Annotated in this window: 9 protein-coding genes and 1 riboswitch; of the genes, 4 read left to right on the plus strand and 5 right to left on the minus strand. The window is 65.0% G+C overall.

Going from position 1 to position 13,685, the window contains the following annotated elements; all coding sequences use genetic code 11:
* Positions 1 to 10: 10 nt before the first annotated feature.
* On the plus strand, positions 11 to 505 hold the full coding sequence (locus I3J27_RS24800) for a DUF3455 domain-containing protein (protein ID WP_270161280.1): 495 nt from the start codon (positions 11 to 13) through the stop codon (positions 503 to 505).
* 4 nt (positions 506 to 509) lie between these two features.
* On the opposite strand, the gene I3J27_RS24805 is transcribed toward I3J27_RS24800, so the two are convergent.
* Together I3J27_RS24805 and alaS are read right to left on the minus strand one after the other, a co-directional pair.
* Positions 510 to 1,736: a cyclic nucleotide-gated ion channel gene (locus tag I3J27_RS24805; RefSeq protein WP_270161282.1), complete on the minus strand. Its 1,227-nt coding sequence runs from the start codon at positions 1,734 to 1,736 to the stop codon at positions 510 to 512.
* Positions 1,737 to 1,742: 6 nt separating this feature from the next.
* Complete coding sequence (alaS, locus tag I3J27_RS24810; protein WP_270161288.1) at positions 1,743 to 4,421, minus strand: alanine--tRNA ligase; 2,679 nt, start codon at positions 4,419 to 4,421, stop codon at positions 1,743 to 1,745.
* Positions 4,422 to 4,655: 234 nt separating this feature from the next.
* Positions 4,656 to 4,744: riboswitch (glycine riboswitch) on the plus strand.
* Positions 4,745 to 4,903: 159 nt separating this feature from the next.
* Between alaS and gcvT the strand changes: the two genes are divergently transcribed.
* The 3 genes from gcvT (at position 4,904) to gcvP (ending at position 9,527) form a co-directional block, all read left to right on the plus strand.
* Positions 4,904 to 6,052: a glycine cleavage system aminomethyltransferase GcvT gene (gene gcvT, locus I3J27_RS24815; protein WP_270161290.1), complete on the plus strand. Its 1,149-nt coding sequence runs from the start codon at positions 4,904 to 4,906 to the stop codon at positions 6,050 to 6,052.
* A 10-nt stretch (positions 6,053 to 6,062) separates the two neighbouring features.
* A complete protein-coding gene (gene gcvH, locus I3J27_RS24820; RefSeq protein ID WP_270161292.1) occupies positions 6,063 to 6,431 on the plus strand; it encodes a glycine cleavage system protein GcvH in 369 nt (122 codons plus the stop codon).
* Positions 6,432 to 6,662: 231 nt separating this feature from the next.
* On the plus strand, positions 6,663 to 9,527 hold the full coding sequence (gcvP, locus tag I3J27_RS24825; RefSeq protein ID WP_270172878.1) for an aminomethyl-transferring glycine dehydrogenase: 2,865 nt from the start codon (positions 6,663 to 6,665) through the stop codon (positions 9,525 to 9,527).
* 138 nt (positions 9,528 to 9,665) lie between these two features.
* Here gcvP and I3J27_RS24830 read toward each other — a convergent pair whose 3' ends face one another.
* The 3 genes from I3J27_RS24830 to recA all read right to left on the minus strand — a co-directional run bounded on the left by I3J27_RS24830 (position 9,666) and on the right by recA (position 13,088).
* On the minus strand, positions 9,666 to 10,640 hold the full coding sequence (locus I3J27_RS24830; RefSeq protein ID WP_270161294.1) for a hypothetical protein: 975 nt from the start codon (positions 10,638 to 10,640) through the stop codon (positions 9,666 to 9,668).
* 59 nt (positions 10,641 to 10,699) lie between these two features.
* Positions 10,700 to 11,698 (minus strand): hypothetical protein, encoded by a 999-nt coding sequence (locus I3J27_RS24835; protein ID WP_270161296.1) that lies wholly within the window; start codon positions 11,696 to 11,698, stop codon positions 10,700 to 10,702.
* Between the two features lie 301 nt (positions 11,699 to 11,999).
* Entirely contained in the window at positions 12,000 to 13,088 is a 1,089-nt protein-coding gene (recA, locus tag I3J27_RS24840; RefSeq protein WP_106951821.1) for a recombinase RecA, read from the minus strand.
* Between the last annotated feature and the right edge of the window lie 597 nt (positions 13,089 to 13,685).

Here is a 13,685-nt window from a genome sequence, read left to right on the forward strand (position 1 = left end):
AGATGCGACCATGTCGATCAAGCTTGCCGTCCCCTGCCTGTTGCTGCTCGCTGGACCGGCTGCGGCCGCGGAGACGCTCCCCGAGGCCATCGCCGCGCCCGGAGAGACGGTGGTGCTCAGCACCCACGCCGAAGGCGCGCAGGTCTATGAGTGCAAGGCCGGCACCGACGGCAAGCTCGCCTGGGCTTTCCGCGAGCCGATCGCGACGCTCCTCGCCGAGGGCAAGACCACCGGCCGCCACTATGCCGGCCCGAACTGGGAACTCGCCGACGGCAGCGCCGTGGTCGGCAAGGCCGTCGGCAACGCGCCGGGTGCGACGGCCGCCGATATCCCCTGGCTGAAGCTGGAGGTCGCCTCCCACCGCGGCAGCGGCGTGCTGACGCCTGTTACCACCGTCCAGCGCATCAACACCCATGGCGGCAAGCTCGACGGCGCATGCGACAAGGCTGGCGAGTTCAAAAGCGCGCCGTATTCCGCCGATTATATCTTCCTGAAGAAGGGCTGACCGCTCAGCGGTCTGTGCCCTCGCGCTCCGCCTGCGCCAGCTCCGCCGCAGCGAGATCGCCGCTGTCGGCCAGCCTGGCCTTGGCGACGGTGTGGACGTGGTCGGCGAGCGTCGGCATGCGCGCGATCAATGCGTGAAAATCCTGGGCGTCGAGCACCAAGAGGCGCGTCTTGCGCGCCGCCGTCACCGTGCCGCTGCGTTTGGTCTTGTGCAGCAGCGCGATCTCGCCAAAGAAGGTGCCATCGGTGAGCCGCACATGCTGGCTCGGCAGCGCGATCTCGACCTCGCCGGCGGTGATGAAATACATCGAGGACGCCGCATCGCCCCGCCGCACCAGCACCTCGCCCTGCTCGATGGTGCGCGCTCGCAACAGCCGCATGATGTCGGCGATCTCCGATGCGGACAGATGCGAGAACAGCGGCACCCGCGCCAGCATGCCCCAGGTGACGACGAAGTCGCGCCGCTTCAGCTCTTCGGCGAAGGCCGTGGAGATGATCGCGACCGGCAGCGCGATCATGGCGAAGCCCGCGATGATGGCGAATGTGGAGATGAATTTGCCGAGCGGCGTCACCGGCACGACGTCGCCATAGCCGACGGTGCCGAGCGTCACGATCGCCCACCACATCGCCTGCGGGATGGTGCCGAGCTTGTCCGGCTGCACCTCGCGCTCGATGGCGTAGAGCAGCGAGGCGAAGGTCAGCACGGCACCGATCAGGATGACGACGCAGCCGATCAGCGCCCGCCGCTCGGCGTGCACGGCTGCGAGCAGCGAGCGCATCGCCGGTGAGTACCGGATCAGCTTGAAGAACGGCAGCACGCCGAGCGCGGCCAGCGTCGCGTGCCGTCCCGTGGCCAGCACGATGGCCGCGGGCAGGAACGCCATGAGGTCGATGACGCCGAGCGCCGAGAAGACATAGCCGAGCCGGTCGGCCAGCGCAGAGCCCGTGCGCGGGGTGTGCCCCGCCACCGTCCAGAGCCGCGCCGCATATTCCAGCGCGAACACGATCACGGACAGGATGGTGATGCCTGCGAACAGCGTGCCGTACCGATCGTCCAGCTCCGGCACCGAGGCCAAAATCATCGCGGCGACATTGAGCACGATGACGCCGATGATGAGCTGGATGAAGCGCGACCCGATGGAATAGGCCAGCGGATCGTGCTCCAGCAATTCGTAGAGGCGATCCCTCAAATTGGGATCGGCTGAGCCACGTCCTCGCGGAACGGGGCGCATGGGCGTTTACGCAGCCCCCATCGCTTTTTCGATCGCCGCGAGGGCCTCGGGTGCCTTGGCACCGTCGGGGCCGCCGGCCTGCGCCATGTCGGGCCGGCCGCCGCCGCCCTTGCCGCCGAGCGCTTCGGAGGCGACGCGGACGAGATTCACGGCGTTGAAGCGCGCGGTCAGGTCGGCGGTGACGCCGACCACAACGCCGGCCTTGCCGTCCTCGGTGACGCCGACGATGGCGACCACGCCGGAGCCGATCTGCTTCTTGCCGTCGTCGGCAAGGCTCTTGAGATCCTTCATCTCGATGCCCTCGACCGCGCGCGCCATGAGCTTGACGCCGCCGGCCTCGCGCACGCTCGCCGCTGCGCCATCGCCGCTCGACGCGCCGCCGCCCATTGCGAGCTTCTTGCGGGCGTCGGACAATTCGCGCTCGAGCTTCTTGCGCTCGTCCATCAGCGCGGTGATGCGCGCCGGGACGTCGTCGATCGAGGTGCGCAGTTCGTTCGCCGCGGTCTTCGCCAGTGCCATGGTCTCGTTGGCGTGCCGGCGCGCATAGTTGCCGGTCAGTGCCTCGATGCGGCGCACGCCGGAGGCGACCGCGCTCTCGCCGGTCAGCGTGATCAGGCCGATATCGCCGGTGCGCCGCACATGGGTGCCGCCGCACAGTTCGACCGACCAGCCGAGCGCGTTGGCGCCGCGCTCGCGCGCGGTCCTGCCCATCGAGACGACGCGGACCTCGTCGCCGTATTTCTCGCCGAACAGGGCGCGCGCGCCGGCCTCGCGGGCCTCGTCGACGCCCATGACGCGCGTGGTGACCTCGTCGTTCTCCAGCACCACGTCGTTGGCGATGTCCTCGACGCGGGCAAGCTCCTCCACCGTGATCGGCTTCGGATGCACGAAGTCGAAGCGCAGCCGATCCGGCGCGACCATCGAGCCGCGCTGGGCGATGTGGTCGCCGAGCACCTGGCGCAGCGCTTCATGAATGAGATGCGTCGCCGAGTGATGCGCGCGGATCGAGGAGCGCCTGGAATGATCGACCTCGAGCTGGAGCGCAGTGCCCACCTTCAGCTCGCCGCTCTCGACCGTGCCGACGTGAACGAAGAAATCGCCGAGCTTCTTCTGCGTGTCGGTGACGCGGAATTTTAGGCCGCCCTCGCCCGTGAGCACGCCGGTGTCGCCGACCTGGCCGCCGGACTCCGCATAGAACGGCGTCTGGTTCAGCACGATTGCGCCGGTTTCGCCGGCCTTGAGGCTGGCGGCTTCAGCGCCGTCCTTCACCAGCGCGGACACCACGCCTTCGGCGCTCTCGGTCTCGTAGCCCAGGAATTCGGTGGCCCCGAGCTTCTCGCGCAGCGGGAACCAGATCGCTTCGCTGGCCGCTTCGCCCGAGCCCTTCCACGACTCGCGCGCCTTGGCCTTTTGCCGCTCCATCGCGTCGGTGAAGGCGGACTGGTCGACGCCGATGCCGCGCGACTTCAGCGCGTCCTGCGTCAGGTCCAGCGGGAAGCCGTAGGTGTCATACAGCGTGAAGGCGACGTCGCCGTCGAACATGTCGCCCTTCTTCAGGGACGCGCTCTTCTCGTCGAGAATGGCAAGGCCACGCACCAGCGTCTTGCGGAAGCGGGTCTCTTCCAGCCGCAGCGTTTCCTCGATCAGCTTTTCCGCGCGCATCAGCTCGGGATAGGCCTGGCCCATCTCGCGCACCAGCGCCCAGACCAGGCGATGCATCAGCGGCTCTTTCGCACCGAGCAGCTGCGCATGGCGCATCGCGCGGCGCATGATCCGGCGCAGCACATAGCCGCGGCCCTCGTTGGAGGGCAGCACGCCGTCGGAGACCAGGAAGGCCGAGGAGCGCAAATGGTCGGCGATGACGCGGAACGAGGCCACGGTCTGCTCGTTCGGCCCGCTGCCGAGCGCGGACGCCGTCGCGTCGATCAGGTGACGGAACAGGTCGGTCTCGAACACGCTGTCGACGCCCTGCATGATGGAGGCCATGCGCTCGAGGCCCATGCCGGTGTCGATCGAGGGACGCGGCAGATCCACGCGCTCCTCCTTCGTCACCTGCTCGTATTGCATGAACACGAGATTCCAGAATTCGAGGAAGCGGTCGCCGTCCTCTTCCGGCGAGCCCGGAGGCCCGCCCCAGATGTGCTCGCCGCGATCGATGAAGATCTCAGAGCACGGCCCGCACGGGCCGGTGTCGCCCATCGCCCAGAAATTGTCCGAGGTCGGAATCCGGATGATGCGGTCGTCGGAGAAGCCGGCGATCTTCTTCCACAGGCCAGCGGCCTCGTCGTCGGTGTGGTAGACGGTGACGAGCAGCTTGTCCTTCTTCAGCCCGAACTCGCGGGTGATCAACGTCCAGGCGAGCTCGATCGCGCGCTCCTTGAAATAGTCGCCGAACGAGAAGTTGCCGAGCATCTCGAAGAAGGTGAGATGGCGCGCGGTGTAGCCGACATTGTCGAGGTCGTTGTGCTTGCCGCCGGCGCGCACGCACTTCTGCGACGTGGTGGCGCGCTGATAGGGCCGCTTCTCGACGCCGGTGAAGACGTTCTTGAACTGCACCATGCCGGCATTGGTGAACATCAACGTCGGATCGTTGCGCGGCACCAATGGCGAGGACGACACGATCTCGTGGCCGTTCTCGGCAAAGAAGTTCAGAAAGGTCGACCTGATCTCGTTGACGCCGCTCATGTTCATCCAATCGGGTGTGCTTGGACCCGCTTCCCAGCCATCCAAACCGCACGTCTGGGCTGATATCTGCGGGCCAAAGCGCTTTTAGACAAGGCCAGCTTCGCTGTCCAGAAACTGTGCAGACGGATCAGTGGGTTGCCGCAGGCGCGCAGGTCCCGTTGCAATCCCGTTGAAAGCCGCTGATGCCGCGTTGACAGGCTTGGCTACCCTGTGGTCTGTACCCATCTGTATCGTACGGCCACGTCGGGAGAGACCGGCACTGGTGCCGGCGCCGAAGGAGCAACCGCCCCGGAAACTCTCAGGCAAAAGGACCGCGTGGCTTTGACGACATCTGGAAAGAGGCGCCGACGGGCAAAGACCCTTTAAGGGGTTGGTCCGGACAGCGCCCGCCGACGGGATAATACTCTCAGGCACAGCGACAGATGGGGCTTCGACTGGTGTCCTCAGGGAATCGTCCCCGGGGAACCGCCGAGGGCCCCGTAATGTCAGTGCGTGACGACAAAGACTCCCTGAAACGTACCCCCCTTTACGACCTTCATGTGTCGCTCGGCGGCAAGATGGTGCCGTTCGCGGGCTATGACATGCCCGTGCAGTACCCCGCGGGCGTGCTGAAGGAACACCTTCATACCCGCAGCTCCGCCGGCCTGTTCGACGTCTCCCACATGGGCCAGCTCGCGCTCCGGCCGAAGTCGGGCAAAGTCGAGGACGCCGCCCGCGCGCTGGAACGGCTGGTGCCGCAGGACATCGTGGCGATCGCGCCGGGCCGGCAGCGCTACGCCCAGTTCACCAATACGGATGGCGGCATTCTCGACGATCTGATGGTCGCCAATTTCGGCGACCATTTGTTCCTGGTCGTCAACGCCGCCTGCAAGGCCGAGGACGAGGCGCATCTGCGCGCGAATCTCTCGGACGACTGCGTGATCGATTCGCTGGAAGGCCGCGCGTTGATCGCGTTGCAGGGCCCGAAGGCCGAGGCCGCGCTGGCGAAATTATGTGCAGAGGTCCCCTCCATGACCTTCATGGATGCCGGTCCGCACAAGGTGGCCGGCCTCGCCTGTTTCGTCTCGCGCTCCGGCTACACCGGCGAGGACGGTTTTGAGATTTCGGTCCCTGCTGGCGATGCCGAGCGTCTCGCCAAGACGCTGCTCGAAAACCCCGACGTGATGCCGATCGGCCTTGGCGCCCGCGACAGCCTGCGGCTGGAAGCCGGGCTCTGCCTCTACGGCCACGACATCGACACCGCGACCACGCCGGTCGAAGCCGCGCTGGAATGGTCGGTGCAGAAGAGCCGTCGCAGCGGCGGCGCGCGCGCCGGCGGCTTCCCCGGCGCTGAAAAGATCCTCGCTCATTTCGACAACGGCGCATCCCGCCGCCGCGTCGGCCTGCGCGCCGAGGGCCGTGCCCCGGTGCGCGAGGGCGCGCTGCTGTTTGCGGACGCGACGTCGAGCGAGCCGATCGGAAAGGTCACGTCGGGCGGCTTCGGCCCGAGCCTGAATGCGCCGGTCGCGATGGGCTATGTGCCCGTGACCCAGAGCGCGCTCGGCACGCAAATCTTCGCCGAGGTGCGCGGCCAACGGCTGCCGCTCACCGTCGCCGCCATGCCCTTCGTGAAAAACACCTACAAACGCTGAGGACAAGACAATGACCACGACGCTGTACACCTCCGACCATGAATGGCTCGCCATCGACGGCGACGTCGCCACCGTCGGGATCACCGACTACGCCCAGTCCCAGCTCGGCGACGTCGTGTTCGTCGAACTGCCCAAGGTCGGCCGCGCGCTGAAGAAGGCGGAAGCCGCAGCCGTCGTCGAGTCCGTGAAGGCCGCTTCCGACGTCTACGCGCCCATCTCGGGCGAAGTGCTCGAAACCAATGCCGAACTCGCCGGCGAGCCCGCGCTGGTCAACTCGGACGCGCAAGGCAAGGCGTGGTTCTTCAAGATCAAGATTGCCGACAAGAGCGAACTCGGCGGCCTCATGGATGAGGCCGCGTACAAGGCACATACGGCGTGAGATGACGAGAACTCCAACCTCATTCTCAGTGTCATCACCCGCGCAGGCGGGTGATCCAGTACGCCGCTGCTTCTCGGTTAAATCACGAACGCCTGCGTCTACTGGATGCCCCGCCTTCGCGGGGCATGACAGCGGAGTGATGAGGCCAGCCGCCACCACATCATTGCCCGCCGGAGTGCGCAATTGCGCACTAGGCGGGCGATGACAGCAACTCCTAAGCGAGGACCCATGATGACCGCGCACCGCAAATCCAACGGCGACACCGCCACCTTCGCTCGCCGCCACATCGGCCCCTCCGCCCGCGATGTCACCGCCATGCTCGAAACCGTCGGCGCCAAGAGCGTCGATGCGCTGATGGCGGAGACGCTGCCGGCCTCGATCCGGCAGGCCGCGCCGCTCGATCTCGGCAAGCCGCTGAGCGAGACCGAGGCGATCACGCATATGGCCGAGCTTGCACGGCAGAACCAGGTCTTCACCTCGCTGATCGGCCAAGGCTATTCCGGCACGATTTTGCCCGCGGTGATCCAGCGCAACATCCTTGAGAATCCGGCCTGGTACACGGCCTACACGCCCTATCAGCCCGAGATCAGCCAGGGCCGGCTGGAAGCGCTGCTCAACTTCCAGACCATGATCTGCGATCTCACCGGGCTCGACGTCGCCAACGCCTCGCTGCTCGATGAAGCCACCGCGGCGGCCGAAGCCATGGCGCTCGCGGAGCGGCACTCGCGGGTCGAAGCAAAGGCCTTCTTCGTCGACAAGGACGTGCATCCGCAGACGCTGGCTGTGATGCGCACCCGCGCCGAGCCGCTCGGCTGGACCCTGGTCGTCGGCGATCCCCTCACCGATCTCGCGAAGGATGACGTGCTCGGCGCGCTGCTGCAATATCCGGGCTCATCCGGCGCAGTGCGCGACCTCAGGCCCGCGATCGCGGCGCTGAAGGCCAAGGGCGCGCTCGCGATCGTGGCCGCCGATCTCTTGGCACTGACATTGCTCGCCTCTCCCGGCGAGCTCGGCGCCGACATCGCGATCGGATCGGCGCAGCGCTTTGGCGTGCCGATGGGTTATGGCGGACCGCACGCGGCCTATATGGCGGTGCGCGATGCGCTGAAGCGCTCGCTGCCCGGCCGCATCGTCGGCCTCTCCGTGGACTCGCGCGGAATGCCCGCCTACCGTCTCGCGCTGCAGACCCGCGAGCAGCACATCCGCCGCGAGAAGGCGACCTCCAACATCTGCACCGCGCAGGTGCTGCTCGCCGTGATCGCCTCGATGTACGCGGTCTATCACGGCCCCGAGGGCCTCGCGCAGATCGCACGCAACGTGCATCGCCGCGCCGCCGTGCTCGCGAGCGGCCTGCGCAAGCTGGGCTTTGCGCCTGACAGCGACAACTTCTTCGACACGCTCAGCGTCGATGCAGGTGGCAAGCGCGCCCAGATCATCGCGCGCGCGGCTGCCGAGACAATCAATCTCGGCATCGGTGACACGAACTTGCGCATCGCGCTCGACGAGACCACCACGCCCGCGACGGTCGAGGCGGTCTGGCGCGCCTTCGGCGGCACGCTCGCCTATGCCGAGATCGACGCTTCGACGCGCGAGGCGCTGCCGGAGGACTTGAAGCGCAAGACCGCTTTCCTCACCCATCCCGTCTTCCACGCGCACCGCTCGGAGACCGAGATGCTGCGCTACATGCGCAAGCTCTCGGATCGCGACCTCGCGCTCGACCGCGCCATGATCCCGCTCGGCTCCTGCACGATGAAGCTGAACGCGACCACCGAGATGATGCCGCTGACCTGGCCGGAGTTTGGTAGCCTGCATCCGTTCGCTCCGCGCGAGCAGGCCAAGGGCTATCACGCGCTGTTCGCGCGGCTGGAAAAATGGCTGTGCGACATCACCGGATATGACGCGATCTCGCTGCAGCCGAATTCCGGCGCGCAGGGCGAGTACGCCGGCCTGCTGGCGATCCGCGGCTATCATGCCGCGCGCGGCGAGACGCACCGAAAAATCTGCCTGATCCCCTCCTCCGCCCACGGCACCAACCCGGCCTCGGCCGCGATGGTCGGCATGGACGTGGTGGTGGTCGCCTGCGAAAAGAACGGCGACGTCGACGTCAACGATCTCCGCGCCAAGGCCGAGAAGCATTCGAACGACCTCGCCGCGGTCATGATCACCTATCCCTCGACCCACGGCGTGTTCGAGGAGCACATTCGCGAGATCTGCGACATCGTCCATGGCCATGGCGGCCAGGTTTATCTCGACGGCGCCAACCTCAATGCGCAGGTCGGCCTTAGCAGGCCCGGCGATTACGGCGCCGATGTCAGCCATCTCAATCTGCACAAGACCTTCTGCATCCCGCATGGCGGCGGCGGCCCCGGCATGGGTCCGATCGGCGTCAAGGCGCATCTTGCGCCGTTCCTCCCCGGCCACCCGGTGACGAACGGCGAAGCTCCTGTCGGCCCGGTCTCGGCCGCGCCGTTCGGCTCGGCGTCGATCCTGACCATCTCCTACATCTACATCCTGATGATGGGCGGCGAAGGCCTGAAGCGTGCGACCGAGATCGCGATCCTCAACGCCAACTACATCGCCGCGCGCCTCGATGCGCACTTCCCGGTGCTCTACAAGAACGCCAAGGGCCGCGTCGCGCATGAGTGCATCGTCGACCCGCGTCCGCTGAAGACAAGCTCCGGCGTCACTGTCGACGACATCGCAAAACGCCTGATCGATTACGGCTTCCACGCACCCACCATGAGCTTCCCGGTGCCGGGCACGCTGATGATCGAGCCGACCGAATCGGAATCGAAGGCGGAGCTGGATCGGTTCTGCGACGCCATGATCGCGATCCGCAAGGAGATCGCAGAGGTCGAGGCCGGCCGCTTCAAGATCGAGGCTTCGCCGCTGCGCCACGCTCCGCACACCGTGCACGACATCGCGGATGATGATTGGGCCCGCGCCTACCCCCGCAGCGAAGGCTGCTTCCCCGCGGGCACCTCGCGCACCGACAAATACTGGAGCCCGGTGGGCCGCGTCGACAACGTCTACGGCGACCGCAATTTGGTGTGCTCCTGCCCGCCGGTGAGCGATTACGCGGAAGCGGCGGAGTAAGGTCTCGTAGGGTGGGCAAAGCGGCTTGTCCGCCGTAGCTCGAAGAGCGAAGGCGGAAAGCGTGCCCACCACCTTTCTCCGCGTTGAAATGTCGTGGGCACGGCGCGTGCGCGCCTTTGCCCACCCTACAGCACCGGCTCAAGGCGCAACCAACGATCGGCTTTCGCGATCCCACCGCCACAGTCGTTCGTTGGTGAGTTCAGTACCGCCCCACCAGCGTCTGATCGGGTTGTGGCGCCACATGTCGTCTTCGCGCGCCAGAAGTGAACGCCCGAGTTCAGTCAGCGTGACCTTCCACTCGCTCCTGCCGAAGTAGCGATCCTCGTTGTTGAACGCCGGATCACCCAACAGGACCGGCGGCGCCGAATAGTCCGCCAGTTCGAGCAAGGCATCGCGCGCGTCGTTTTGATCGAACACGTCGCGAAGCCACCTCGCTTCCTCGACGATCCTCGGGTCGGTGTGCCCGTCGTTCACAGAATCCAGCAGATCCATTTCGCTGGCACCGAGTCCCGTCACGCTGTCCGGAAGCTCCTCGAGCACAGCGATCAAGGCGGATCGAAGTCTCGGCAGGATCGTCAGGTCCGTCATCAGCAGATCGAAACAGGATTGCGGTGTTTCAGCCCGATAGGCTCGCCAGGCGCGGCTTGCCATCACCAGATGGTTCTCCGTCACCTTGAAGGCCGGCAGCTTCCATTTTTTCACGGACTCCGGAGCATAGTTCGCAACAGTGTCATCCGCATGCACCAGGCTCAGCTTTGTCGTGATCTCCCTGTAAGGGCGAAGCAGGTCGAGCAACCAGACCAGCACGAGCTGATCATTGGGCCGAGGGTCGACCCATATTTCAATTGAGTCGAACTTGGCGCACAGCTCGAAGAAACCGGTATCCCACGTGCCGAAACCGTTGAGCGAGCCGCGACAAACGTCATCGAGCCAATGATCGCCGGGATTGCAGTGCTTTGCCGATCTGCGCTCCAGCCCCATCAAGAGTTGCTCCTCGGAAGGCAATTTCCGCCAGATGAAGCGTGGATAGAATCCAAGCACGACGTTCGCGACCCGCGACTGGCGAAGCGCGTTTTCCGCGAGATCGTTCGTGGCTAAAATCAAATGGGACAAGGTCACCTCTCAATCGAAACCGATATGAAACCAGGAAGCGCTATCAGCAGCCCCCCGCATCAGGTCGGCGCAATCAACGAACGGGTCTTGGGATCCCATCGCCAGAGCCGCTCGTTGGTGAGGAGCGTGCCACCCCACCAGCGCCGAAGCGGATTGTAACGGCGGAAATCTTCGCGGCCTTCGAGAACTGCTCTTCCGAATTCGGTCAGCGACAGCCGGCTCCGGCGATAAGCGGCGTTGCGGCCGCGCGCATCGTGCGGGGCGAGCGTCGCGAGCTTCGGGTCGAGACCCGCGATCGCCGGCACGGGACCGGAGGCGAGCCCTTCGAGCAACGGGCCGAGCTCCCATTGGTCGAATACGCGCGTGTCGAGCAGCCCGCCCGGCTGAAACAGCTCCCGGGTACGGTTGTGCCCCTTTGCGATCAAGTCGAGAAGCTGCGTTTCCGTCGCACCCAGGCCCGTGATGGGTGACGGCAATTCTGCCAGCAACTGCTCCATCGCCGGCTTCAGGAAGGGCAGCTTGGGGAAATCCCTGCCGAGCAATCCGAAACAGAGCTCGGGCGTTGGTGCCCGGTAGGCCTCCCAGGCGATGCGGGCAGCCTCGAAGTCGCGCTCGGTGACGTCGAAGCCCCGCACGGTATGATCGCGAAGCCTGGCGCCGCCTGCTCCGAGCAAATCGAAATCGACGACTCGCAGCTTAAGACGCTCGGCCGCGTATGGTTCGGAGCGGAGATAGTCGAGTATCCAGATCAATAGCAATTGACTGTTCGGTTCGGAATCGAACCACAGCTCAATGAGATCGACGCCATAAGCGTTACAGAACCAGACCAATCCAAGATTCTTGTGTGCGAGGCCCGTCTGGGAGGACCGCCTCACGAGGTCGGACCACTGCACCTCCGGATCGCGTGGGTACTTGCGACCTTCGAGATATTGATCAAGATGATGCGACGTAGGCAACGGCCCGGAAACGAAGCGAAAGATGAGCGGGGCGACCATGTCGACGGGATTCGCGTGGATGAGGCCAACACCGGACGAACTCGTCAGGACTACGCGCTTCATGGCCCGGCACCCTACTCCCAAACGAGACACAATCGCCTCTCAGATCTTTCGTGTAGGCCGCAAAATAAGCCGAGAGCTTTTCCGCTGGCGGGAGCGGCCCCACGCAGATTGAAAATGGAACGGGATGATGATCTCGGCCAAACCCGATCGAGCAAGATCACTCCCGCCACCCCAGCCGGTCAAGATCAGACGCTTCATCGCGCCACCCGATCGCTACAAACAAAACGAAACGGGCACTGACGACGTCGGCAACTCAACGTCCTCAGCGCCCGCTCCTCGCGAAAAACTCTTCGCGTTAGTCTTACTCGTCCGCCGGCTCCTCGCCGTCGGCGTCGCGCTCGGGCGTGCCGGCGAGAATCTGCTCGGCGATCAGGCCGGAGTTCTGGCGGATCGAGGTCTCGATCTTGGCGGTGATGTCGGGGTTGGCCTTCAGGAACGCTTTCGAGTTCTCGCGGCCCTGGCCGAGGCGCTGGCTGTCATAGGAGAACCAGGCGCCGGACTTCTCGACGATGCCGGCCTTGACGCCGAGATCGAGGATCTCGCCCATCTTGGAGACGCCCTCGCCGTACATGATGTCGAACTCGACCTGCTTGAAGGGCGGCGCCAGCTTGTTCTTCACCACCTTGACGCGCGTGGTGTTGCCCACCACTTCGTCGCGCTCCTTGATCGCGCCGATGCGGCGGATGTCGAGGCGGACGGAGGCGTAGAACTTCAGCGCGTTGCCGCCGGTGGTGGTTTCCGGCGAGCCGTACATCACACCGATCTTCATGCGGATCTGGTTGATGAAGATCACCATGGTGTTGGACTTGTTGATCGAGGCCGTCAGCTTGCGCAGCGCCTGGCTCATCAGACGCGCCTGAAGGCCCGGCAGTGCATCGCCCATCTCGCCCTCGAGCTCGGCCTTCGGCACCAAGGCCGCGACCGAATCGACCACCAGCACGTCCACCGCGCCCGAGCGCACCAGCGTGTCGCAAATCTCCAGCGCCTGCTCGCCGGTGTCGGGCTGGGAGATCAGGAGCTCGTCGATATTGACGCCGAGCTTGCGGGCATAGACCGGGTCGAGCGCGTGCTCGGCGTCGATAAAGGCGCAGATCCCGCCCTTCTTCTGCGCTTCCGCAACCGTATGCAGCGCCAGCGTGGTCTTGCCCGAGGATTCCGGCCCGTAGATTTCCACGACGCGCCCCTTCGGCAGGCCGCCGATGCCGAGCGCGATGTCCAGCCCGAGCGACCCGGACGAGACCGCCTCGACATCCATCGAGCGGTCGTTCTTGCCGAGCTTCATCACCGAGCCCTTGCCGAACTGGCGCTCGATCTGGGAGAGCGCGGCAGCCAGAGCTTTACTCTTGTCCATGGAGGATCCTTCGACGATACGCAGGGCAGTGGTGGACATTGGGTCGTGCTCCTTATGGCGAGGATTCGCTAGAGGGACAAACGGTTGGCGGGGCGGCGCGGCGATAAAATCAATGTACCCCATTTGTTCTAGGTTCGCAATATGTTCTTTTGCGGATTTTGGCGCTGGCCTGTTTCCGACCTCAGCGGCCTAGTTTGAAAGTGGTAGTGGCCTAATTCGCGATTCTTCTTGAGCAACCCTGCCCTTAGTGAAACGTTAGGAACTATCACCGAACGGAACGTGGCTTTTATCGGTGATGAGAACGCCGGTTCGCGCTCCCGCCTTCCTCGAAAGGAAAGGAGCAGCGCCGTGCAAAAGCGACGCCGTTTCAGGCACCCCAAATCCCTTGAAGAACGTCTTGCGGATGAAGCCAAGGCTTTGCGTGAGGCAGCCAACGCCCTTCCGCCTGGCGTTGAGCGCGAGTGTATGTTGCTCAAAGCTCGACGCGATGAAACCGCATTGCACATAACGGAATGGCTTACCTCGCCCGGCCTGCGGCCGCCGACCTAAGCCCTAATTGAGCAAATCACACGCCGAAAAATGCCGCATGCGAGCGAAGCAATGCCGCTTGAATGCAGCTAACGCGCAAAGTGCGAC

The organism is Bradyrhizobium xenonodulans, from assembly GCF_027594865.1.
Lineage (GTDB): Bacteria > Pseudomonadota > Alphaproteobacteria > Rhizobiales > Xanthobacteraceae > Bradyrhizobium > Bradyrhizobium xenonodulans.

Excerpts from the sequence above, each read along its gene's own strand:
- I3J27_RS24800 (WP_270161280.1), top strand. The coding sequence starts at position 11 with ATGTCGATCAAGCTTGCCGTCCCCTGCCTGTTGCTGCTCGCTGGACCG.
- I3J27_RS24805 (WP_270161282.1), bottom strand. The coding sequence starts at position 1,736 with ATGCGCCCCGTTCCGCGAGGACGTGGCTCAGCCGATCCCAATTTGAGG.
- alaS (WP_270161288.1), bottom strand. The coding sequence starts at position 4,421 with ATGAGCGGCGTCAACGAGATCAGGTCGACCTTTCTGAACTTCTTTGCC.
- gcvT (WP_270161290.1), top strand. The coding sequence starts at position 4,904 with ATGTCAGTGCGTGACGACAAAGACTCCCTGAAACGTACCCCCCTTTAC.
- gcvH (WP_270161292.1), top strand. The coding sequence starts at position 6,063 with ATGACCACGACGCTGTACACCTCCGACCATGAATGGCTCGCCATCGAC.
- gcvP (WP_270172878.1), top strand. The coding sequence starts at position 6,663 with ATGACCGCGCACCGCAAATCCAACGGCGACACCGCCACCTTCGCTCGC.
- I3J27_RS24835 (WP_270161296.1), bottom strand. The coding sequence starts at position 11,698 with ATGAAGCGCGTAGTCCTGACGAGTTCGTCCGGTGTTGGCCTCATCCAC.
- recA (WP_106951821.1), bottom strand. The coding sequence starts at position 13,088 with ATGTCCACCACTGCCCTGCGTATCGTCGAAGGATCCTCCATGGACAAG.